We start from the raw sequence: 20,570 nt of genomic DNA on the forward strand, positions 1-20,570 counted from the left end.
ACCGCGATCACAGCGTTGATGATCGTCAGATCCTGCGTCTTGACGTCGATCAGGGCCTGTCGATGCGGGCAGATCGCTGCGAGCGCCTCGGCCAGGGTCGCGAGCCGGATGCCGCTCGAGCGCGCGATCGTCGCCAGCTCCGCGTGGGTTGTTGTCGCGATGGCCGCCGTGCTGCCTGCCAGCCGCGCCAGATCCGGATCATGCGCGGCGATGACGACGCCGTCCGCCGTCAGGCGCGCATCGGTCTCGACGAGATCGGCCCCGGCGGCGATCGCCGCCCGATAGGCCTCCAGCGTATTCTCCGGGTAGCCGGCGGAGTGGCCGCGATGGGCAATGACAAGCGGCCGGTTCACGATTCTGCCCTCAGTTCTTCGGCGAAATGGCAGCGGACGCTGCGGCCACCCTCGACTTCCCGCAGCACCGGCATCTCGGCGGAGCAACGCGGGCGGGCATAGGGGCAGCGGGTGTGGAAATGACAGCCCGGGGGCGGATTGGCAGGCGACGGCGGATCGCCCATGAGCCGGGCCGATCGCGTGCGCCTGGGCGCGGAGAGATCGGGAATCGCGGCCAGAAGCGCCATCGTGTAGGGGTGCAGCGGCTGCCGGTAGACCGGATCCGTCGGCCCCTCCTCGACGATCTGGCCGAGATACATCACGGCGATGCGGTGCGAGAGCTGCTTCACCACGCGCAAATCGTGGGAGATGAAGAGATAGGCGATGTCGAACCGCTCCTGCAGCTCCCGCAGGAGTTCGGTCACCTTCGATTGAACGGAGACATCGAGCGCCGAGACCGGTTCATCACAGACGATCAGGCTGGGTTTCATGGCCAGCGCGCGCGCGATGACGACGCGCTGCGCCTGGCCGCCACTGATCTGATGGGGAAAGTGTCCGGCCGTTTCCGGCGGGAGGGCCACCGCCCGCATCAGGCGCGCGACCTCGGCATCCCGCCCGGCCCGATCTCCGATCTCGTGCAGGTCGAGCGGCTCGCGGATCTGCCGGCCGATGCTCAGCCGCGGATCGAGCGCCGATTGCGGATTCTGGAAGATCATCTGGATGTCGCGGCGCTGCCGCTGCCAGTCGCCCGGGCTCAAACCGGCAAGATCGCGCCCCTTGAAGACGATCTCGCCGCCGCTCGGGCGCTCGAGCCCGACGATCATCCGGCCGGTCGTGGACTTGCCACAACCGGATTCCCCGACAAGGCCGAGCGTCTCGCCGACCCGCAGCAAGAGCGAGACATCTTCGACGGCGCGGATCGTCCGGTGCGACCGGAAGAAGGAGCGTCCGCCGCCGAAATGGCGACGCAGCTTCGAGACCCGCAGCAGCGGTTCCGACCGTTCACTCATGAGGCGACCCGCTCGCGATAGACCGGCGCGGAGACATCGAGGCGCGGCATCGCGGCCAGAAGCTCGCGCGTGTATTGCGCTTCCGGCGCCTGCAGGATGCGCTCGGCCGGGCCGGCCTCGACCACGCGGCCGTGGCGCATCACGACGACATCGTCGGCCATCTCGGCGACAACCCCGAGATCATGGGTGACGAACAGGATCGCCATGCCCAGCTCGGCCTTGAGCCGGTTGAGCAGGTCGAGGATCTGCGCCTGGATCGTCACGTCGAGTGCCGTCGTCGGCTCGTCGGCGATCAGCAGGCGCGGCTCGCAGGCCAGCGCCATCGCGATCATCACGCGCTGCGCCATGCCGCCGGAAAACTGGTGGACATAGGATGCCAATCTTTGTGCGGGTTCGGGAATTCCGACCATCCGCAGCAGCTCGAGCTCGCGCGCCTGGCGCTGCGACTCGGAGAGCGAGCTGTGCAGCCGCAGGGTCTCGCGCAGTTGCGTGCCGACGGTGTGCAGCGGATTGAGCGAGCCGAGCGGGYCCTGGAATACCATGCCGATGCCGCGTCCACGGATCGTCTCCAGCTCGCTTTCGCTCGCCAGGGCGAGATCGCGCCCCTCGAACAGGATCCGCCCGCCGACGCGCCGGCCGTTCCGCGGCAGCAAGCCGAGCACGGCCTGGCAGGAGACGCTCTTGCCGCTGCCGCTCTCGCCGACGACGCATGTCGTGGCGCCGCGACGGACCGAGAACGAGACGGAATGGAGGATGTCGGCATAGCCGGCGGCGGTGCGGAAGCCGACCGTCAAATCCTCGACGGAGAGGAGCGTGTCGCTCCCCTCGCCGGTTTCCGTGATGCGGCCCGTGTCCGTCACTTCGCGCCGATCGACAGGTTCGAGGGGCGGAAGTCCATGTAGTACTGGCTATAGGGCGTCCAGTTAATGCCCTTCTTCAGCGCGTAGCCGGTGACGGGGTTGTAGAGCATCGTCATCGGCATATCGTCCTCGAAGGCAACGAGCAGCTTCGCGAACTGCGCCTTGCGCTTGGTCTCTTCGGTCTCGGCGAGCAGCTCCCTGGCGGCCTCGTTGAATGCAGCGCTCGCGCCGTAGTATTTCCAGGTGTTCTGGTTGTCGGTGTCGGGGCCCCACAGGGTCAGGATCGCGCCTGCCGGATCAGGCACGCGATAGGTGTTCGACCAGGCGAAGACCTGGGCACCGGGCTTGCGGACATCCTTGAAGCTGTCGACGAAATCGATGCGCGCATTGATGCCGACCGCGCGCCACATCTCCTGGATGACCTGCGCGGCCTCGACATTATAGAGGTAGTAGTTCGGGATCAGCCGGTAGGAGATCTCCTGACCCTTGTAGGAGCTCTYGGCGAGGAGCTTCCTGGCGAACACGGGATCGTAGGAATAGCCCTTGTTCTCCTTCACATAGATCGGCCCGAAGCTCGGCAGCTGGTGGCCGTTGGGCGCATAGGTCTGGCCCTTCCAGAGGGCGTCGATCAGCCCCTTGCGGTCGATCGCCAGGCTCATCGCGTGGCGCAGCTTCTTGTCGGAGAGCACCGGGTCGTTGGTGTTGAACTGGAGCACATGGCTGTTCTCCAGGGGCTCCGTCTTCAGCGTGACATCCTTGTAGCGCTTGAGGCCGTCCCACTGGTCCGGCGGGATCTCGACGGCGATATCGAAATCACCCGCGACGAGACCGGCGACACGGGCTGCGACCTCCGGAACCGAGCGGAAGGTGATGGATTTCGCGGCGGGAGCGCCCTCGAAATAGCGATCGAACGCGGCAAGCGTGATGCGGTCGTTCTTCTGGTAGTCGACGAAGCTATAGGGGCCTGTGCCGACGGGCTTCCAGCGCAGCGCCTTGGCCGCCTGATCCATCCAGGTCTTCGCTTCGACACCCTCCGTCCTGAACTTGTTCCAGGCCTCGTCGCAAATGACGAAGGACATGTAGCTCGACAGGCGGTGCTCGATGATCGGGTCGTGCTGGGCCGTCGTGATCCGGATCGTAAATTCGTCGAGCTTCTCGACATTGGTGAAATTGCCGAAATAGACGCGGCCATCGGGATAATAGGGCTTCGCCCCCCAAAGCCGGTCGGCAGAAAACGTCGCCAGCACGTCATTGGCGTTGAACGGGCTGCCATCATGGCACACGACGCCGCGGCGCAGCTTCATGTCGAAGGTGGWCGGCGTGCTCCAGGACCAGCTTTCCGCCAGCCCAGGAACCAGTTTTGCACCGCCGTCTGCCGTCGGATGCGCGAAATCGCGCCGGATCAACGTATCGAAGATCGAGTAATAGACCCGGACGTCGACATTGCCGGTGTTCTCGCCGGGGTCGAGCGAGCGCGCAAGTTCGTTCACGGCCACCGTGAGGGCCGGCCGCTCTGTTGCCGCCGCGCTCGGCTGCACGGACACTGCCAGCCCCGCGCCAAGCACAGCCCAAAGCCCGGCTTTGCGTTTCATCGCTCTTGCCATTGCATCCTCCCATGGGTCGCCCCACTACGGGGGCCTTGTTCAGTCGTCCGATCACGCGCGACGCCGCAGCCGCTATCCCGGCTTGCCGCGAAACATCCGTTGCAGCGTCTCGACCTTTGCCAGCGTCTTCAGCGAGCGACCGCGGTCGGTGCGCGACAGTTCCAGGATCAGGGTGTTGCAGATCGCCATCGGGACGGTGAGCGAATGGAATTCGCCCTGCTCGCCACGGTCGGCAACGAGTTGCGCGTCGCAATTTGGCACACCCGTGCGCCGGTCCGTGATCAAGAGCGTTCCGGCATTGATGCCTTGCGCATAGGCGATGATCCGCGCGGCCGCCGGACTCTCGTGGCGAAAGACCAGGGCGACGACGACATCGCCGGCGGCGAGGCCGAGCAATTGGTCAGCCGCCTGCCAGTCGGCATGGGCGACCACTGCCGCCCTGTAGCCGGACCTGACGAGACGGCGCACGAACAGGTCGGCAAGGCTGCTCGCATGCCCCTCGCCGACCACCAGGATCCGCCCGGCGTCGCGCAGCAGACCGGCGGCGGCAATGATATCGGCATCCGAAATCTGCGCAGCCAGCGCGTTCAGGGCACGGATTTCGCCCGACGCGTCGAGATCGGCGACGACCGCGTCCTGCAAGGCGCCGCGCATGTCGCGATAGGTGGCAAAGCCGAGCTTGCGCGCGAGCCGGCCCGCAGTCGAGGGATGCACGCCGGCCTGCCCTGCGACCTTGTGCGCCGGCAGAAAGCTGCCGGCTGTCCGGTCAGCGAGGAGAACCTCGATCAGCCGCCGATCGGCTTCGGTCAGTTCGTCCCGGTGCGCCGCGATAATCTCCGTCAGGCTCATGCAACCCTCCCCATGCCGCCCAAGGTAGACAAGCTCTTCGGAGCTATGCAAGATAAATTGCTGAACCTTGATATCGCAATTTATCTTGCAACGCAGAAAACCCCTTGGACTGTGACGGTGACATGACAGACATCGCCTCTCATCGCGGCGGCGCCAGACTCTGGCCCGAGAACAGCCGCCTCGCCTTCCGCAACTCCGCCGCGATGGCTGTCGACTTCATCGAGTTCGACATCCATCGCAGTCGCGACGGCGTGCTGGTCGTCCATCACGATCCGCTGCTCGGCCGAACCTCTGCCGGCACCGGAGCGATCGCGGACAAGGACTGGGCCGAGCTCCGGGAGGTGGCGCTGCTGCGCACAAGCGACGAGACTATTCCGACCCTTGACGAGGTGCTCGACATTCTCGAGCCGAGCGGCATCAAGCTGCGCATCGAGCTGAAGAACCGGCACGACGGCAGCCGCTATCCCGGGATCGAGGCCCAGATCGTCGAAGTGCTCACGGAAAGGCGCCTGCTCGACCGGACGACCTTCACCGCGTTCGACATCGCGACGCTGGAAGAATTGTCCAGCTTGGCGCCAGCCACGCCATTGATCTGGCTGATCGCCGAGAAGACGCTCGCCGCGCCGACGCGAGATCTTGGCGCCTTGTGCCGAAAGGCTCGCATGGCGGGCGTTCCTGAGATTGCGGTGCGCATCTCGCAAGCCCAGGACACCGACACGGAGATCTGCCGGCGTGAGGCGATCCGCTACGGGCTCTTTGCCGTGCATGAGCAGGCGGACATCAAGCAGGCCTTCGCCGCGGGCGTAAGCGCCTTCACAACGGATCGGCCGGACCTCGCCGTCGCCCTAAGGCCATAGGCAAGTCGGACTGCGCGGGCTCTGCTGCGTCTTGCCGATCCATCCGATCTTTCCCGATTCCGGTCTCGAAGGGGTGCCGCCATGCCAACCAWGGCGGCACGCTGGCCCTCATACTGAATTGAAAAACCTCGATCCAATCTCCCAATATTGGATCCCATCCTGAACGTCGGCATCATCCCAAAAATAATTATGGATCTTTCCTGAGATATTCACGCTATATAGCGGCGCAATCAACTTTCTTGATGCTTTTCAAATCCAGTTCATAATTTAGGTTAAATCTCGTCCGTAGTGAATTGTTCTCATGTCAGGAAGCGCCATTATTTTGGTGGCGACACTCCTTGGTGTGCGCCGGCCGCTTGGGGCCAGCTCAAGGGCAAGGCCGGGAACGATCGTGTGCGGCCAGACTTTATGCTGCGGGCCGCGTGTTCCGGCATGGCGTCAGTCGTGCAGCTCTGCCGAATGAGGGCATGTGCCTTTCGAGGCGACGCGCAATGGATGATGAGATCCGTCTGCACGCACCCTTGCTAAGAACCGAGCCGTGCTAGCCGGTCTCAGCCCTGGCGCGCAGGTCCTCCCATGAAGCGGAGCACCTGATCCATCGAGGACCGCGCGACGCGCGATCATCCTGCTATCCGGGCCGCAGTCCTGTTCCAGCGTTGGAGCGGTATGTGGCCTGTTCGATGCGCCCAACGAGCGCATGATGCTGCCTGCGGCGGGCCTTTTGTCCCTCGCCAGGCGCCATTGAAAGCCGTCGCCGACCATTGCCGCATCGATCGACAGCCGTCGCTCGATCACTGGCGATGCGCACCAGGAGACCGATATGGCGCTCGAACAGGCCTGTGTACATGCGATGCCCAAACCCTGGGGGTCGACCGATCTCCTGCCCTGGAGCGAGGTCGCGCATGACGGCGTCGCCATCGGTGAACTCTGGTTTCAACGCCGCGACATTCACGCGGCCGAGCCCGCCCTGCTGCTCAAGTTGTTGTTCACGCGCGAGGCATTGTCGATCCAGGTGCATCCGGACGACGCTTTCGCGCAAGCTATGGGGCTCCCTCACGGCAAAACCGAAGCCTGGTATATTCTCTCCGCGACACCGGATGCCACGATCGGCGTCGGGCTGAAATCGGCCCATACGCCCGCAGAACTGCGGGCCGCCATCGAGGATGGCTCCATCACCGACCTCGTGCAGTGGCGCAAGGCCTGCAAGGGCGACGTCATCTTCGTGCCGGCCGGAACGATCCACGCGATCGGCCCCGGGCTTGTCCTCGCGGAAATCCAGCAGCGAAGCGACACGACCTTCCGCCTGTTCGACCATGGCCGCCAACGCGAACTTCACATCGAGCACGGCGTTGCAGCGGCCCAGGCCGGGCCCGCCGCAGGGCAAGCCCCAGTGCGGCATCTTGGCGATGGCAGGACCCTGCTCGTCGCGAGCCCGTATTTCGTCCTCGAGCGGTTTGATTTGGCTTCGGGATCGGTCTGGAACCTCAGTGCAAGCAGAGAGACCTGGCTGGTCATCATCGCTGGCACCGCCAGGCTCGGGGCGTTCCAAGCAGTCGCCGGCGAGGGCTGCTTCATCGAGGCCGATAGCATGCGCATCAAGGCGGGGCGCGAAGGCCTGACCTGTCTGGTGGCCTATGACGCGACAAGCCCCTGCCCCGACCTTTTGCATGCCGTCTCTGCGCATGATGCGAATGCGCCAGGCGACGCCGTTTCCCAGCCGCCCCTGCCGCTCCCGGCGCTGGCGGGTCCGTCCAACCCCTTCACGGAGGCCCGACCATGAGCCCGCTCCACCGCATTGCCTTCATCGGCAATTCGCTTCCGCGTCGCTGCGGAATCGCGACCTTCACGACGGATTTGCAACAGGCGGTCGCCTTGTCGGGCTCGGATCTCGAAACCTCGATCGTGGCCATGAACGACCATGGTCATGCTTACGACTATCCACGCTCCGTCCATTATCAGGTCGGCGACGACCGGTTGGAGGATTATGCAGGGGCCGCCGACTTCCTGAATGACGGGCGGTTCGACATCGTCTCGCTCCAGCATGAGTTCGGCATCTTCGGCGGAGAGGCCGGCGGCCACATCATGGCGCTGCTGTCGCGGCTGAAGACGCCGGTGGTCACCACACTCCACACCGTCCTGTCCGAGCCGACGCCGGTGCAGCGCGATGTCATGGAACAGATTGTCGACGCCTCGACGCGCATCGTCGTCATGGCCGAGAAGGGCCGCGACCTGCTGCGGACAGTCTACAGACTCCCCGCTGACAAGATCGAGGTGATCGCGCACGGCATTCCCGACGTCGCCTTTCTCGCACCTGACGACGCCAAGGCCAGGCTCGGGTTCAGTGGCCGCTCCGTCATCCTAACCTTCGGTCTGCTGTCGCCCAACAAGGGCATCGAGGTGATGATCGACGCGATGCCGGCGATCCTGCGGCGTCGCCCCGATGCGGTCTATGTGGTTCTGGGTGCAACGCATCCCAATCTCGTTCGCGACCAGGGCGAGGCTTATCGCGCCAGCCTGATGAGCCGCGTGCGCGAACTCGGCGTCGAGGATCATGTGGTCTTCCTCGACCAGTTCGTCGATCAGGCGACGCTACTGGGCTTCATCTCGATGTGCGATGTCTATGTCACGCCCTATCTCAACGAGGCGCAAATGACATCGGGCACGCTGGCCTACAGTTTCGGCCTCGGGAAAGCCGTCGTCTCGACGCCCTACTGGCACGCCCAGGAACTGCTCGCTGATGGGCGCGGCATTCTGGTGCCCTTCGGCGATGCGGTTGCCATCGGCGACGAGATCGCGGGACTGCTGACCGATGTCGACAGGCGCCAGGCAATGCGGCTGCGTGCCTATGCCAGCAGCCGTTCGATGACCTGGGAWCGAACGGCCAAGCGCTATCTCGCCGCGTTTGAGACGGCGCGTCGGGGCCGGGTGCTGAGCGTCGTCGCCAGCCCCATCATGGCAACGCCCTCGCCGCAGATTCCTGCGCCTCCGGAGATGCAGACAGGACATCTCCTGTCCATGTGCGACGATACCGGATTGTTCCAGCATGCCGTCCATTCCGTGCCGGATCGCGCGCATGGCTACTGCGTGGATGACAATGCCCGCGCGCTACTCCTCGCCTGCACCTTGAGCAGCACCGGCGAACGGCAGCTTACGGACGCGCTGACGGCGCGTTACGCATCCTTCGTCCAACACGCCTGGAATCCCGACACGCGACGCTTCCGCAATTTCATGAGCTTCGACCGGCGCTGGCTGGAAGATACGGGTTCCGAGGACAGTCATGGCCGGACGCTCTGGGCGCTGGGCGAATGCGCGCGCAGCGATGTCAGCCCGTCGCGCCGGCAATGGGCAGCCGCCCTGTTCGCGCAAGCCCTGCCCATCGTCGAGAGCTTCACCTCGCCCCGCGCCTGGGGCTTCACCTTGCTCGGCCTCGACGCCTATTGCGCCGTCGCCGGGGCGCCGCCGACCGCCATCTGGCTGCGCCCACTGCTGGCCGATCGCCTGCTCGCCCTGCTCTCGGCAGTCGAGACACCGAACTGGGTGTGGTTCGAGGACGGGCTTTCCTATGACAACGCGCGCCTGCCCCAGGCCCTGATCGCAACCGGTACCTCCATGAAGGTCCCAGCCTATCTCGAGGCCGGGTTGCGGTCGCTGCGCTGGCTCGCGGATCTGCAGACGACGCCCGCGGGTTTGTTCAGGCCTGTCGGCTCCGACAGTTTCGGCGACAAGCGCCGTGCACCGAGGTCCTTCGATCAGCAGCCGCTGGAGGCGACGGCGACAATCTCGGCCTGCCTCGCAGCCTGTCGGGCCGATGGCGATCCGCATTGGCGGACCGAGGCCGCACGCGCCTTCGCCTGGTTCCTCGGCCACAACGACCTCTCGGTGCCGCTGGTCGWTCTTGATACCGGCGCCTGCCGGGACGGCCTGCACCGCGACCGCGCAAACGAGAACCGCGGGGGCGAATCCGTGGTATCCTATCTTCTCAGCCTCGCCGAGATTCGCCAGCAGGCCCGCATCAGCGGGGACCGCCCGAAACTGGCGCCGCTTCGGGCCTTGCATGCCTGAGCCTTCGGCGATCGCGCACAAACAGACTGGGGTCGCATTGTCCCAACCCGCCTTCCTGAACCGCCAGGCCCTGTATTTGCGCCCCGATCCCTCCAGAGTCGTCGTGCGCCGGTTCGGTCCCACGACCGAGCCGAGGGACCTCAACCCCGTCGACAAGACCCGGGCGAACCATATCGTCGACCGGGTCCTGACGCTGGATTGCGATACGGCCGAAGGCCTGCTCGCCGACGTGCTGGAGAATTTCAAAGGCCGGCACCGCAACCTGCTGGAAAAATTCGAGCAGCGCGCCGACGAAATGGAGGACGCCTTCGCGACGCATTGCGACTTCACCAGGATTCAGCGTCAGCTCGTCGGCGCCTATTTCCTCCATGAATATTCGTTCGAGGCAGCGGCTCTCTTCAATCCAAGCATCGTCTCCCACCCCGATCAGTCCGGCGCTCCTCCAGGCGGGCGCCGCTTCATCCTGAGCGTACGCGCCGTTGGCGAGGGCCATATCTCGTCCCTGACGTTCCGCTCCGGCTCGATCGCCAGCGATGGCAGCGTCAGCGTCGATCCGACATCGCGCCTGGCCTCGATCGCCACCTTGCGCAACCGGATGGCGCGTCTCGATGGCGACGATGTCGAGGTCGTCTTTTCGCCCGATGGCGACATCAGCGAACGGGTGATCTTTCCCATTACCGCCTCTCAGTCGAACGGCATCGAGGACGCGCGCTTCGTCGCGTTCGACGAAGATGGGAGGACGGTGTTTCGGGCGACCTACACGGCCTATAACGGCCGGGCGATCCGCTCCGAACTGATCGAGACCAGCGATTTCCTGTCCTTTCGGCTGTCACCCCTGCGGGGGACGGCCGCGACGAACAAGGGCATGGCGCTGTTCCCTCGGAAGATCGACGGGCGCTACGCCATGATCGCGCGGCAGGACAACGAGAACCTCTATCTCATCTATTCCGATGATCTTTTCACCTGGAACGGCGGTGTCGTGATCCTGAAACCGCAATTCCCATGGGAGTTCGTCCAAATCGGCACCTGCGGGTCGCCGATCGAGCTCGACGAGGGCTGGTTGCTACTGACCCATGGTGTCGGGCCCGTCCGGAAATACGCGATCGGAGCGGTTCTTCTCGACAAGCAGGATCCGTCGAAGGTTCTCGCGCGGTCCCGCGAGCCGCTGGTTCGGCCGGAGCCGTCCGAACGCGAAGGCTATGTTCCCAACGTCGTCTACACCTGCGGCGCGATACGCCATAACGACCACATCGTCCTGCCCTACGCGGTCTCCGATACGTTCTGCAATTTCGCGACGATCAGGATCGCTGCGCTGATGGGCGCCATGGAACGCTAGGAAGTCTTCCGGGCACGGGCTCGCGAGAGAAACCGGCTACGCAGGCTGGAAAAAGATTCCGCCCGCGCCTGGCTCAAAGTAAGCATCGATGTCGTCATATGTCATGCCTTCGGCCAGACCGGCAGAATTGAAATCATCAAGCAAATCAGGGTTGAGACAATCGACCGAGGGCCTGGATCGATGTATGTGCGAAGATGACGCGGCCTTCGCACTTGCTTAGCGACTGAAAGAAGCGCGTAGTGGATTGTCGCCTCCCTTCGCACTGAACCGAGAGCGGGTCGCGGTGTCATTGTGGCGCCGGTCGGCACTGGATTTTCGTCTTGCAAGGCAATGGCCAGATCATCTGGCGCAACGGCACGCGTCAGCCGGCATCATTCAGCTTCAGAACGTCACGGACTGCCAAGGACATGTGCTCCGGGCATCTTGTCGCGAACCTGAGCCGGGCAGACCCTCTCCAGTTCGCCTTTCCGATTCATCTGATTCAGGATGACGGAGACGTCGTGGATCTTGTGATCATGGGCCATCGCGACGACGGAGCGGCCTTCATCGGTCACCTGGCTTCGCCGACGCATGAGCAGGCGCGCAACGGATCGGGCATCGAGGACACACGTCATGACAACCGATTATAAGGCAGGCGATGTCATCAGCTTGGCTTTTGGCTTCTTCGACAGAACCGGCGTCGGAAAATACGAGATCATTCGGGTACTTCCGGCGAGCGAGAACGGACAGCGGCAATATCGGGTGCGCGGCGCCGATGGTCACGAGCGCGCGATCGAAGAACTCCAGATCCGCGCCGGCGTTACGCAAACGAACCATTTCGGCAACCTGAAATAACCGTGGCGTCCGGAAGAGAGCCGAGCCGGCGGCTCTGATAGCATTGGCAGGGAATGACAGGTGCGGATCATGACGGACCGGACCACCGAAACGGAGATCACGTTCAGCCATCCCTTCAGGTTGAGCGCGCTGTCGGATCCTCAGCCGGCCGGAACCTATCGGGTCGTCACCGACGAGGAAGAGATCGTGGGCGTGTCGTTCCGAGCCTTCCGCCGGACCTCCACGATGCTGCAGATCCCGGCTATCGAATTTTCACGCGGTTCCTCGCAGATCATCCTCGTGGATCCGATCGAACTTACAGCTGCCCTGGAGAAGGATAAGCAGGCCTAGTCACGCCTATGAACCGTGAAGTGAAACGATCATGCGTTATCTCGGTGGAATCTCGGGGCGAGGCGCCCTGATGAGCAACGGCATCAAGATCGGCCGTGCATCTTACGATTTTGAAGGTTTCTTCCAGCATCCGATCGGAGTGACCAGCTGCGGCGAGGTCCGGTTGGCCTTTCCCGCACTGAAGACCGTCTTCGGCCGCGCGGATGTGCAGCTGCTGACCGATGATGGCCATCTCCTCGATCTCAGGTTCTCCTATCGGGAATTTCCGTCGACGACCGGCGCCGCCCATGTCGAGGTCACGGGAGATCTGCCTGGTGCGCCGCAGAATTGGCACCATTGATCATCTCGCCTGCGATGCTGCCGATCGGCGGGCGTCGCTCGAATCCCCGGCTCTCATCTCGATCGACACGATGCGGTCGAATTGCCCAGTCCCGCCCCGCCCGCCGCGAGGCCGAAGAAACGGAAACAGCCCGGCGCATGGTCCGGGCTGTTTGCAGATCCAGGATGCGCGGCTCAGAACTTGTAGTTCACGCCGACGCGAACGATGCCGCCGCCGCCGCCGCCACTGGTGGTCGCGGTATAGATTCCGGCCGGGAGCACGCCGCCCGCGGGGTTTTGGAAGACCCGGGTCTGTCGGCCCTCGCCGGTATCGACGTAGAGACCTTCGAGCTTGACSGTCCAGTTATTGGTGAAGGCGTATTCGACRCCGCCACCGATGGTCCAGCCRGCRTTGCTTGTCGTRTTGCCGGTCAGSGGGTTGCTGTTCAGGCCGCCATAGGCCAGACCGCCCGTGATGTAGACCAGGGTCCGATCGAAGGCRTAACCGATGCGGGCGCGCACGGTGCCGAAATASCCGCCGTCACCACCGCCATTRTTTGCCCACCAGGTGTATTGCCCCCAGGACATATTGCCGTTCGATCCGACATACTGGATATCGGTCTCGAGACCGTAGACCCAYGCGCCGGAYTGCCAGTTATAGCCGATCTGGCCGCCGCCGACGAASGYGCCRTCGCCGCYATTGCCGCCCAGAATTCCGGAAGAGCCAGCTGTCGGCCCGGTAAYGGTGATGTTGCCCGAGTCGGCCCAGCCCATGCCGGCGTTGAGGCCGATGTAAAATCCGGCCCAGGTGAAGACGGGAGCGTAGACGATCGGGGGAGGCGGCGCTTGGCGGCTGGGAAGATCGGCGGAGAAGGCAGACGTAGCCAGGCAGGTTGCAAGGACGGCGGTGGATACAAGTCCTAGTCGCATGGTGTCCTCCGAGGTCAGCATTTCACCTCACAATTGTTGCACAACAATCCACACCGGTGAACCTCAATAATCGACCATCCTTTACTGCAGGAATGGCCTAGTATTCCGATAGAGATGCTTTGGCCAACTAGCCGATTCCAAACGTGGAATCTGCGCTGCCCGCGGCGTCCCGATCCGCCGGCCCGCTTCACAGTCGCCATGCCCGCCGGCGCATTTTCAGTCCAGCATCCGCCGTCATGGCCCGGCCCGCGCGCCCGCCAAATCATCCTCGCGCGACGTTGCGACCGATGGCGAGGGTCTCCCGGTTGCGAATGAGAATTGCGCGCTACGGCGCGATCRATTGGGGGGATCGCTCGGCTTCGCCCTCGGCCGCGACAATGCAGTTTCGGCCTCTCGACTTGGCGGCATAGAGGGCCTTGTCGGCACGCGCGTACAGGCTCAGCGATACATCCGTCGGGTCCGTCTCGGCGATGCCTGCCGAAAAGGTGCAGCGGAAATCACCATGGCCGCCGAGCGGCTTCATCGCCCGAACGACAATGAGCATGCGTTCCAGGACCAGCGCGGCCTCGTCCGCGGATGTCCTGGGCATGACCAGGACGAATTCTTCGCCGCCGACCCGGCCGAAACAATCGGAGCGCCTGACATTCGCGTGGATCTCCTTGGCAAATCGGCACAGGATTTCATCCCCAGCCGCGTGCCCGAAGCGATCATTGATGACCTTGAAATGGTCGATATCGAGAACGGCCAGGCAGCCCGTCAGGCGGCTGTCCAGGCGCCGCTGAAGCAGCATGTCGTCGATCCGGGCCATCACGAACCGGCGGTTGGCGACCCCGGTCAGTTCGTCCGTGTACGAGGCCTTGACCGCACTGTCCCGGTCCTGGCGCAGAGTTCTCTTGTCGGAATGGAGATCGGTCGTGACGCTCGCGATGCAGAGCATCCAGCCGTCATCGCTGACCATCTCGGTCATCCAGAGCCACCGCCCGTCATGCAGATCGGTCTCGTAGGCGCGGTACCCGACCTTGCCTCGCCGCGACTGCGTCGAGATCAGCCATTCCTCGAAATTCTTGGTTCGAACGACCGTCCCGGTTTCCGCCGAAAAATTCCGGCGCATGATCTCCGACCAGGACGGATCCTCGCTGGCGCGGATGGAATAGGCCTGGCGAAAGGCTCGGTTCGCCTTTCGAAGCCGGTCGAACTGGTCATACAGGGCGACCAGGACCGGGGAGCCCTCAAGCATCTCAATGAGCTGTTGAGTCGTCTCGTCCATCGATCGGGAACCTAACACGTTACCGGGAGGGGAAGCAGCCCTTCACTCGACGAATGACCGGCCCGGTTTCTGTCCGACGAGCACGGCATTGCCGGAAAGGGACTGCCGATCAGGCAGTCGAGCGGAGGTTTGCAGCATAAGGCCAGTATGCAGTGACGATGGCTCACCGTACCCAACCCTCGCACTGCCGATCAACCTGCCTTTTGCCGAGGAGCGGTCGAGCGCCTTGCTGCCGGCCTTGCCGGCGCCCTGGCTCAGGCACTGGCGCGCAAGGTTTCCATAAGGTCGCCTGCAGTCGCGACCCGGCTCGTTCCGGCTGAAGTTCCGATCGGGCCGCGTCGTCACTGCATGTTGTAGACGATGCGCCCGATCCAATAGCCCTGATAGGCAAGATGCACGGCAGCCATGGACATCTGGATCCAACGTTGCGCGAAAACACAGGCAACGAGACAGAGAGCCAGGCCAATCGGTACCTGGATCAAGTAATCGCCGCTGAGCTGGGTCCAGCGCTCCGTGCCCTTGATCAGGGTATCGACCACGTCGAGAACGAAGGACGTCGCCATGAGGCCGAAGAACCAGCGCCGCCGGTTGATGAAGAAGTCCTCGTAGCCGGCATATTCAGCGACGTTGTCCGGAAACAGCAGCGCCGACAGCAAATAGAGCACGATCGCGTAGCCGATCAGGAAGATGTAGACGCCGAAGCTCCAGTTGTGGATGCGCGACAGCCCGAATTCCCACCACCAGAACAGCACGAGTTCCAGCAGGATCGAGCCGACCCAGAGCATGTGAAGCATCGAGACGCGATAACGATCGGGATGCTGGATGAAACCGGCGATGCCGGTCAGCATCCGGGTGATGCCGAGGCCGATGATCATGCCCATTACGATGCGGACATGGGGAAAGAGTTCATGTGGCGCGACGGTATCCATCGCGTGTGATTAGAACATCCGGCCGGAAAATGGAATCCGGTTCAGATTCGAAGCGGATCGTTCACTCTTGCCTCGAAGGGGTTGAAATCACGTCGGAAATTTGAAGCGACGCTTGCCAGAAAGACCCCCTCTTCCACCGAGGCAATGCAGGCATCGCCTACTCCCTGCGGCGCGGAAAGCGTGGACACCGACCCGCGCAACCTCGGTCGCCGGCGAGTTCGTCCTGGAGGCGCAGCCCCCGTGCCCGGATTACTTGGTTTTGACCAGAACGACGCGAGCGTTGCTGTCTTCCCACCGCTTCAGGACATTGATCGTGACATCGCTCTCATGCCGATGCACGCGCACATCGAATCGTGAGGCCCCAAGTCTCAGCCCGCGAATTGTCACATCGTCGAGAAACGAAGGCAGCACGGGATCCAGGAGTTTGACCTCGTTCGTCGCCGCCGGCAATTGCAGCCCGAGGCAAGCGGCCAGCATCGCGAAGGGCGCGGCTGCAGCCCAGGCCTGAGGCGAGCAGGCGACGGGATAGGCAGTCGGTCCACGTCGACGCCGTCTCAGGAAGCCGCAGAAGAGCTCCGGCAGGCGGCGCTGTTCCTGATAGGCAGCGGCATCAAAGATAGCCTCGAACAGCCGTGCAGCCTCGGCTTTCAGGCCGTAATTGCCAAAGCCGAGGGCGATCAGCGCGTTGTCATGAGGCCACACAGAGCCATTGTGATAGGACATCGGATTGTAGCGGGCTTCATTGACATTGAGCGTGCGAATGCCCCAGCCGCTGAACCCCCCTTCACTCATGAGTGATTGGGCGACCTGCGCCGCCCGCGAGGGGTAGGCGATGCCACCGAACAGAGCATGACCGGCGTTGGAAGACCGAACGCGACACTGCCGCTTGTTTCCGTCCAGCGCCAATGCGTAGGAGCCGATATCCTCGCACCAGAAAGCGCGGTCGAACCGCTCCTGCAAGATCGATGCTTCACGCCGTAGCGCGTGGGCGCGCTCACCGAGATCGAGAGCGCTCGCCATCGTGGCTGCAGCTTGCTTCGCGGCATAGACATAGGCCTGAACCTCGACGAGGGCGATCGGTCCCTGAGCCAAGGAGCCATCGGCATGCGAGATCGAATCGTGGCTATCCTTCCAGCCTTGATTGGCCAGGCCATTTTCGGTCTCGCGAAAGTATTCGACAAATCCGTCGCCGTCGCGATCTCCGAATGTGTCGCACCATTGAAGTGCGGCCTCGATGTTCGGCCAGATCTGTTCGATCGTCGCCCGGTCACCAGTGCGACCAAAATACTGGCCTGCCAGCATAACGAATAGCGGGGTGGCATCGACGGAGCCGTAATAGAAGCCGAACGGAACCTCACCGAGATTGGCCATCTCTCCGCTTCGCCGTTCGTGCAGGATCTTGCCCGGCTGCGCATCGGCTTCGGGTTCAGCGGCGACGGCCTGTGCCTTCGCCAGCTGGAGCAGTACGCCCCGCGCCACCAAGGGATCGGTCCACAGCAACATCATGGCCGTGATAATGCCGTCGCGCCCGAACATCGTCGAAAACCACGGAATGCCAGCATAGGGGTAAACTCCGTCGGCACTCCGGGTCATGAGCGTGTAAAGATCCGACGTCGAGCGGCAGACAATATCCGTGAAGTGGGTATTCTTGGACTCGACCTTGGCAATGTTTGAGGTCAGCGCGCGCAGATCCCGGCGAGCGTCCTGATAGGCCTTGGCAAAGCCTTGAGGCGGCACGCCGGGCGCATCTGCTTCGGACCTCACGCCTCGGCTCGGCGCGTCAAGCATATCGCAGGCAATGGCGATGAGAAGCGAGGTTCGCTCCCCGGGCTTGAGTGAAAATTGAAAGGACGCAAAGTCCTGCGTCAATTGAATCGGTCCCGGTTCGAAACGAAGAACGGTTCTGCGCACCCGGTCATCGAGGCCGCGATAGAGGAACCGCACAATCTGTGAAGACACCGTGACATCGAACTCGCCGCGATGAGCGCGTTTCATGCCCCTGACTTCGAAGAGATCCCGGAAATCTGCCGCGAAAGACAGGGAAAGCCTGAATTCGTGGGGAATGCGGTCGAAATTGCGCAATCCGACACGCTCATAGCAAACGGAATTCCAGAGAAACTTGGTCCGCTCGATGGCGATCGCGTCACGTGGAATGACCGTCGTGCCATCTTTCCGGGTAATCTCAGGATTGGCCAGATCAACCGTCAAGGACGCGTTGTCGTCCTGGATGACCGAGCTGAGAAGGAGGGGCCGCTTCCCTTCGAAGAACAGTTGCAGCCGCGAAAGATGCCTGGTGTCGCTGGAGAATAGCCCCTCCGACGTGTCGGGGGTGATGCCGAGGTCGCCATAGCTGTCGAGAACAGCGAACGCATCGCCTGCCTTCAGTGTGCGCAATGGGCGCTCTACGAGCGACGGGTGGGCATCGAGGGCGTGCTCGGCCAGTTGTTCCTGCAGAGGCGGGATCTGGCGCTCGCCTGCGGCGACGCTGTGCTCATTCATCCCACTGCTCCTCCTCGCTGGAGATCTGGCAGGTCCGCGCGGATTGGGTCATGGTTCTGCGTCTATTCTGCGGCCCTTCGGGCGTCCCCCGACGAACGCAGCAAGTGGTTGAAGGCGTCGAGATAGTCGGTCGCCATCCGGGCGGCGGTGAAATGGCCGTCGAAATACCGCCGGACCTGGAAGCGATCCATGGCAACGCTATGCTTTGCAGCGGCAACRGCTTCAGCGATGGAGTCGACGAGGATCCCGGATACGCCATCCCTTACGACTTCAGGCACGGAACCGTTGCGCCAAGCGATAACCGGCGTTCCCGCCGCCATCGCTTCGATCATCACAAGCCCGAACGGCTCTGGCCAATCGATCGGAAACAGCAGGGCGCAAGCGCCGCCGAGGAACGCAGATTTCTGCGCCTCGTCGATTTCCCCGATGAACTCGATTGAGGGATGATCGAGCAGCGGCAAGATCCGGGTCCTGAAATACTCCTCATCAACCGGATCGACYTTCGCCGCGATCTTGAGCGGCATGCCGGCACGCTTGGCGATCTCGATCGCGCGATCCGGTCGCTTCTCCGGCGTGATGCGCCCGAGGAAGGCCAGATACGCCCCTCCCCGCGCGTCGAATGGGCAAAGGCCCGGACCCAATCCGTGATGGACGGTCGCCAGCCAATTCGCAGTTGCCGGCATCGGTTTCCGTTGGCAATCGGAAATCGATATCAGCGGCATCTGGGGGAAGGCCTCATAGACCGGGAGAAAATCGGGCAGGTCCAAGCGGCCATGCAGCGTCGTCACGCATTTGTGCGCGAGATCCGTGAACAAGGCATGCTGCAGCAGATCGAGATGGAAATGGATAATGTCGAAGGAAGCCGCACGCGCCCGGACCTTCGCAAGCATGGCAAGATGGCTCGCGGTGTGATCGCGAATGCCCGCAAGCCGCAAGCCCTGCGGTGCGCAAGCGACAAGCTCGGCGGACGTCGTTGAATCGGCCGATGCGAACAGAGTGACCTGATGTCCTTGCCGAACAAGCTCTTCGGTGAGCCAGGACGCGACCCGCTCCGTCCCGCCATACAGTCTCGGCGGAACCGACTCGGCCAGCGGTGCAACTTGCGCAATCCGCATCCGATTTCTCCAAACGCCGCTGACGTCTGCCGGCACGGCGAGCTAGCAACTCCGGTCGGGCGGAAAAGTTCGGACGCCTTGACCGCCGGCAGCCTGCGCGGCCCGGATCCGGGGGACCGTTTCCGGCATTGCCATCACCATCAGGATAAGCGCGACCAGCCCCACTGCGGACAGCACGGCAAAGGCAACGCTGTATCCGGCCCAGACCACGAGACTGCCGGCAAACACATAGCTCGACGCACCGCCAATGCCCTGAATCGTGCCGATGATCCCGCGAGCCATATTGTAACGACCGCTGCCACGGACGGCACCATAAAGAATAAGCGGCAGCAACACGTCGAACAGCCCTGCGCCGACTCCGTCGAGAAGTTGGAAGCCGATCATCCAGTAGGGGTCATCGACAAGCGCGAACAAGATGCCGCGCAGAGGCACAGCGGCGAATGCCAGCGTCAGCAGCCACTTCCCACCGATGAGATTGGCCCGCATGACAAGGAAAGCCATCGGGATCGTCGCCAGTTGGGCGACGATGATCGCCGCGGACGTCACGGCCGTCTCGAAGCCCTTGGCCTCCAAGGCAAGCTTCTGGCTCGCAAGGGCCAGCATCGGCGCATTGGCGAAATGKAACAATGCAGCTCCGATCGCGAGCACCGCAAAGGGCCGCTCGGCAAACAGCCGTCGCCATGCATAGGGACCGCCCCGGTCGCGGCTCGGTCCTTCGAGACCGCGGGCCAATCGATGGTCGATCGCGCTCGCGGGAATCGAAAGCGCGGCAATCGTCGCCAATCCTGCAAACAGYGGAAGCATGTAGAAGACGCCGCGTTGCCCGAAATGGGTGCCGATCAGCGCAGCAAGTGCAGCAATGAACACATTGCCGATGCGGTCATACGCCGCATTGCGCCCAAGTTGCCGGGCAATGCCGCGCGGCCCGAACATTCCCACCGTGATCGCCGCAATCGTCGGTGCAAAGACGGCCCCCAACAGCGCCATGCTGACGTCCGCGACGAAGACAACCGCTAGTGTCGGGACCGTCGCAATGGCAGCGCCCAGCGTCGCCAGGGCCCAGGCCCCGCCGACTATGAGGGCCCGCTTGGCCCGCGTGGCATCGATCAAGGCGCCGATAGGGGCGTGAAAGGCAATGCCGATCAGCCCGCTTACGGTCAGGAGCGCCCCGATCGTCGCTTGATCCCACCCGACATCCGTCAGGAGGAACACGTTGACATAGGGCCCAAGGCCCCCACGCAAATCCGCCAACAGGAAGTTCAACCAGTCCAGGCTGAGCCGATGCGACACTGAAACCTCGCCGTGGTTTCCCACCCAGATGTCGATGACTGCGTCGTCCACAGGGCGCCCCCCGGCGGCGCTGCGGTTTGAAGCGATATGCCGAAGCCGGCAGAGGGAGCCTTGGAGAGATGCCCAACGCTCCTTACCGCCAGTGTGC

At 63.3% G+C, this 20,570-nt stretch carries 19 protein-coding genes; 8 read left to right on the top strand and 11 right to left on the bottom strand.

Annotated features, from left to right (window positions below; genetic code table 11):
* The 5 genes from AC1D34_RS12985 to AC1D34_RS13005 all read right to left on the bottom strand — a co-directional run.
* Nucleotides 1-353 (bottom strand): glycerophosphodiester phosphodiesterase (locus AC1D34_RS12985; protein WP_476824421.1); only part of this gene is annotated, 353 nt, incomplete at its 3' end.
* Entirely contained in the window at nucleotides 350-1,342 is a 993-nt protein-coding gene (locus AC1D34_RS12990; protein ID WP_441490996.1) for an ABC transporter ATP-binding protein, read from the bottom strand. The genes AC1D34_RS12990 and AC1D34_RS12985, both read right to left, overlap by 4 nt.
* The gene (locus tag AC1D34_RS12995; RefSeq protein ID WP_476824422.1) at nucleotides 1,339-2,202 is read right to left on the bottom strand and encodes an ATP-binding cassette domain-containing protein; all 864 of its coding nucleotides are present in this window, start codon (nucleotides 2,200-2,202) and stop codon (nucleotides 1,339-1,341) included. The genes AC1D34_RS12990 and AC1D34_RS12995 overlap by 4 nt, the downstream gene beginning before the upstream one ends.
* Nucleotides 2,199-3,794: an ABC transporter substrate-binding protein gene (locus AC1D34_RS13000; RefSeq protein ID WP_476824423.1), complete on the bottom strand. Its 1,596-nt coding sequence runs from the start codon at nucleotides 3,792-3,794 to the stop codon at nucleotides 2,199-2,201. Before AC1D34_RS13000 ends, AC1D34_RS12995 begins: the two co-directional genes overlap by 4 nt.
* Nucleotides 3,795-3,878: 84 nt before the next feature.
* A complete protein-coding gene (locus AC1D34_RS13005) occupies nucleotides 3,879-4,655 on the bottom strand; it encodes a MurR/RpiR family transcriptional regulator (RefSeq protein WP_476824424.1) in 777 nt (258 codons plus the stop codon).
* A gap of 122 nt (nucleotides 4,656-4,777) precedes the next feature.
* On the opposite strand from AC1D34_RS13005, the gene AC1D34_RS13010 reads away from it, so the two are divergent.
* The 8 genes from AC1D34_RS13010 (at nucleotide 4,778) to AC1D34_RS13045 (ending at nucleotide 12,414) form a co-directional block, all read left to right on the top strand.
* A complete protein-coding gene (locus tag AC1D34_RS13010; protein ID WP_476824425.1) occupies nucleotides 4,778-5,512 on the top strand; it encodes a glycerophosphodiester phosphodiesterase family protein in 735 nt (244 codons plus the stop codon).
* Nucleotides 5,513-6,332: 820 nt separating this feature from the next.
* A complete protein-coding gene (locus AC1D34_RS13015) occupies nucleotides 6,333-7,292 on the top strand; it encodes a class I mannose-6-phosphate isomerase (RefSeq protein ID WP_476824426.1) in 960 nt (319 codons plus the stop codon).
* Nucleotides 7,289-9,574 (top strand): glycosyltransferase family 4 protein, encoded by a 2,286-nt coding sequence (locus AC1D34_RS13020; protein WP_476824427.1) that lies wholly within the window; start codon nucleotides 7,289-7,291, stop codon nucleotides 9,572-9,574. The genes AC1D34_RS13015 and AC1D34_RS13020 overlap by 4 nt, the downstream gene beginning before the upstream one ends.
* A complete protein-coding gene (locus AC1D34_RS13025; protein WP_441491002.1) occupies nucleotides 9,567-10,910 on the top strand; it encodes a glycoside hydrolase family 130 protein in 1,344 nt (447 codons plus the stop codon). The genes AC1D34_RS13020 and AC1D34_RS13025 overlap by 8 nt, the downstream gene beginning before the upstream one ends.
* A gap of 320 nt (nucleotides 10,911-11,230) precedes the next feature.
* Nucleotides 11,231-11,539, top strand: a complete 309-nt coding sequence (locus AC1D34_RS13030) for a hypothetical protein (protein WP_441491003.1) — start codon at nucleotides 11,231-11,233, stop codon at nucleotides 11,537-11,539.
* Entirely contained in the window at nucleotides 11,523-11,744 is a 222-nt protein-coding gene (locus AC1D34_RS13035) for a hypothetical protein (protein ID WP_441491004.1), read from the top strand. Before AC1D34_RS13030 ends, AC1D34_RS13035 begins: the two co-directional genes overlap by 17 nt.
* 69 nt (nucleotides 11,745-11,813) lie before the next feature.
* On the top strand, nucleotides 11,814-12,074 hold the full coding sequence (locus tag AC1D34_RS13040; protein ID WP_441491005.1) for a hypothetical protein: 261 nt from the start codon (nucleotides 11,814-11,816) through the stop codon (nucleotides 12,072-12,074).
* A 31-nt stretch (nucleotides 12,075-12,105) separates the two neighbouring features.
* Nucleotides 12,106-12,414, top strand: a complete 309-nt coding sequence (locus tag AC1D34_RS13045) for a hypothetical protein (RefSeq protein WP_441491006.1) — start codon at nucleotides 12,106-12,108, stop codon at nucleotides 12,412-12,414.
* 173 nt (nucleotides 12,415-12,587) lie between these two features.
* On the opposite strand, the gene AC1D34_RS13050 is transcribed toward AC1D34_RS13045, so the two are convergent.
* The 6 genes from AC1D34_RS13050 to AC1D34_RS13075 all read right to left on the bottom strand — a co-directional run bounded on the left by AC1D34_RS13050 (nucleotide 12,588) and on the right by AC1D34_RS13075 (nucleotide 20,473).
* Complete coding sequence (locus AC1D34_RS13050; RefSeq protein WP_476824428.1) at nucleotides 12,588-13,322, bottom strand: outer membrane protein; 735 nt, start codon at nucleotides 13,320-13,322, stop codon at nucleotides 12,588-12,590.
* 325 nt (nucleotides 13,323-13,647) lie between these two features.
* Nucleotides 13,648-14,589 carry a GGDEF domain-containing protein gene (locus AC1D34_RS13055; protein WP_476824429.1) on the bottom strand — a complete coding sequence of 314 codons (942 nt, stop codon included), beginning with the start codon at nucleotides 14,587-14,589 and terminating at the stop codon, nucleotides 13,648-13,650.
* A 341-nt stretch (nucleotides 14,590-14,930) separates the two neighbouring features.
* Nucleotides 14,931-15,518, bottom strand: coding sequence for a hypothetical protein (locus AC1D34_RS13060; protein ID WP_441491009.1), 588 nt, complete (start codon nucleotides 15,516-15,518; stop codon nucleotides 14,931-14,933).
* Between the two features lie 249 nt (nucleotides 15,519-15,767).
* Complete coding sequence (locus AC1D34_RS13065; RefSeq protein WP_441491010.1) at nucleotides 15,768-18,017, bottom strand: amylo-alpha-1,6-glucosidase; 2,250 nt, start codon at nucleotides 18,015-18,017, stop codon at nucleotides 15,768-15,770.
* Between the two features lie 62 nt (nucleotides 18,018-18,079).
* Nucleotides 18,080-19,132, bottom strand: coding sequence for a glycosyltransferase family 4 protein (locus tag AC1D34_RS13070; protein WP_441491011.1), 1,053 nt, complete (start codon nucleotides 19,130-19,132; stop codon nucleotides 18,080-18,082).
* Between the two features lie 42 nt (nucleotides 19,133-19,174).
* The gene (locus AC1D34_RS13075; RefSeq protein WP_476824430.1) at nucleotides 19,175-20,473 is read right to left on the bottom strand and encodes an MFS transporter; all 1,299 of its coding nucleotides are present in this window, start codon (nucleotides 20,471-20,473) and stop codon (nucleotides 19,175-19,177) included.
* Nucleotides 20,474-20,570 lie beyond the last annotated feature (97 nt).

Source organism: Allobosea sp. P1_A7 (genome assembly GCF_056406775.1).

Excerpts from the sequence above, each read along its gene's own strand:
- AC1D34_RS13040 (WP_441491005.1), top strand. The coding sequence starts at position 11,814 with ATGACGGACCGGACCACCGAAACGGAGATCACGTTCAGCCATCCCTTC.
- AC1D34_RS13045 (WP_441491006.1), top strand. The coding sequence starts at position 12,106 with ATGCGTTATCTCGGTGGAATCTCGGGGCGAGGCGCCCTGATGAGCAAC.
- AC1D34_RS13065 (WP_441491010.1), bottom strand. The coding sequence starts at position 18,017 with ATGAATGAGCACAGCGTCGCCGCAGGCGAGCGCCAGATCCCGCCTCTG.
- AC1D34_RS13015 (WP_476824426.1), top strand. The coding sequence starts at position 6,333 with ATGGCGCTCGAACAGGCCTGTGTACATGCGATGCCCAAACCCTGGGGG.
- AC1D34_RS13035 (WP_441491004.1), top strand. The coding sequence starts at position 11,523 with ATGACAACCGATTATAAGGCAGGCGATGTCATCAGCTTGGCTTTTGGC.
- AC1D34_RS12990 (WP_441490996.1), bottom strand. The coding sequence starts at position 1,342 with ATGAGTGAACGGTCGGAACCGCTGCTGCGGGTCTCGAAGCTGCGTCGC.
- AC1D34_RS13060 (WP_441491009.1), bottom strand. The coding sequence starts at position 15,518 with ATGGATACCGTCGCGCCACATGAACTCTTTCCCCATGTCCGCATCGTA.
- AC1D34_RS13005 (WP_476824424.1), bottom strand. The coding sequence starts at position 4,655 with ATGAGCCTGACGGAGATTATCGCGGCGCACCGGGACGAACTGACCGAA.
- AC1D34_RS13025 (WP_441491002.1), top strand. The coding sequence starts at position 9,567 with ATGCCTGAGCCTTCGGCGATCGCGCACAAACAGACTGGGGTCGCATTG.
- AC1D34_RS13010 (WP_476824425.1), top strand. The coding sequence starts at position 4,778 with ATGACAGACATCGCCTCTCATCGCGGCGGCGCCAGACTCTGGCCCGAG.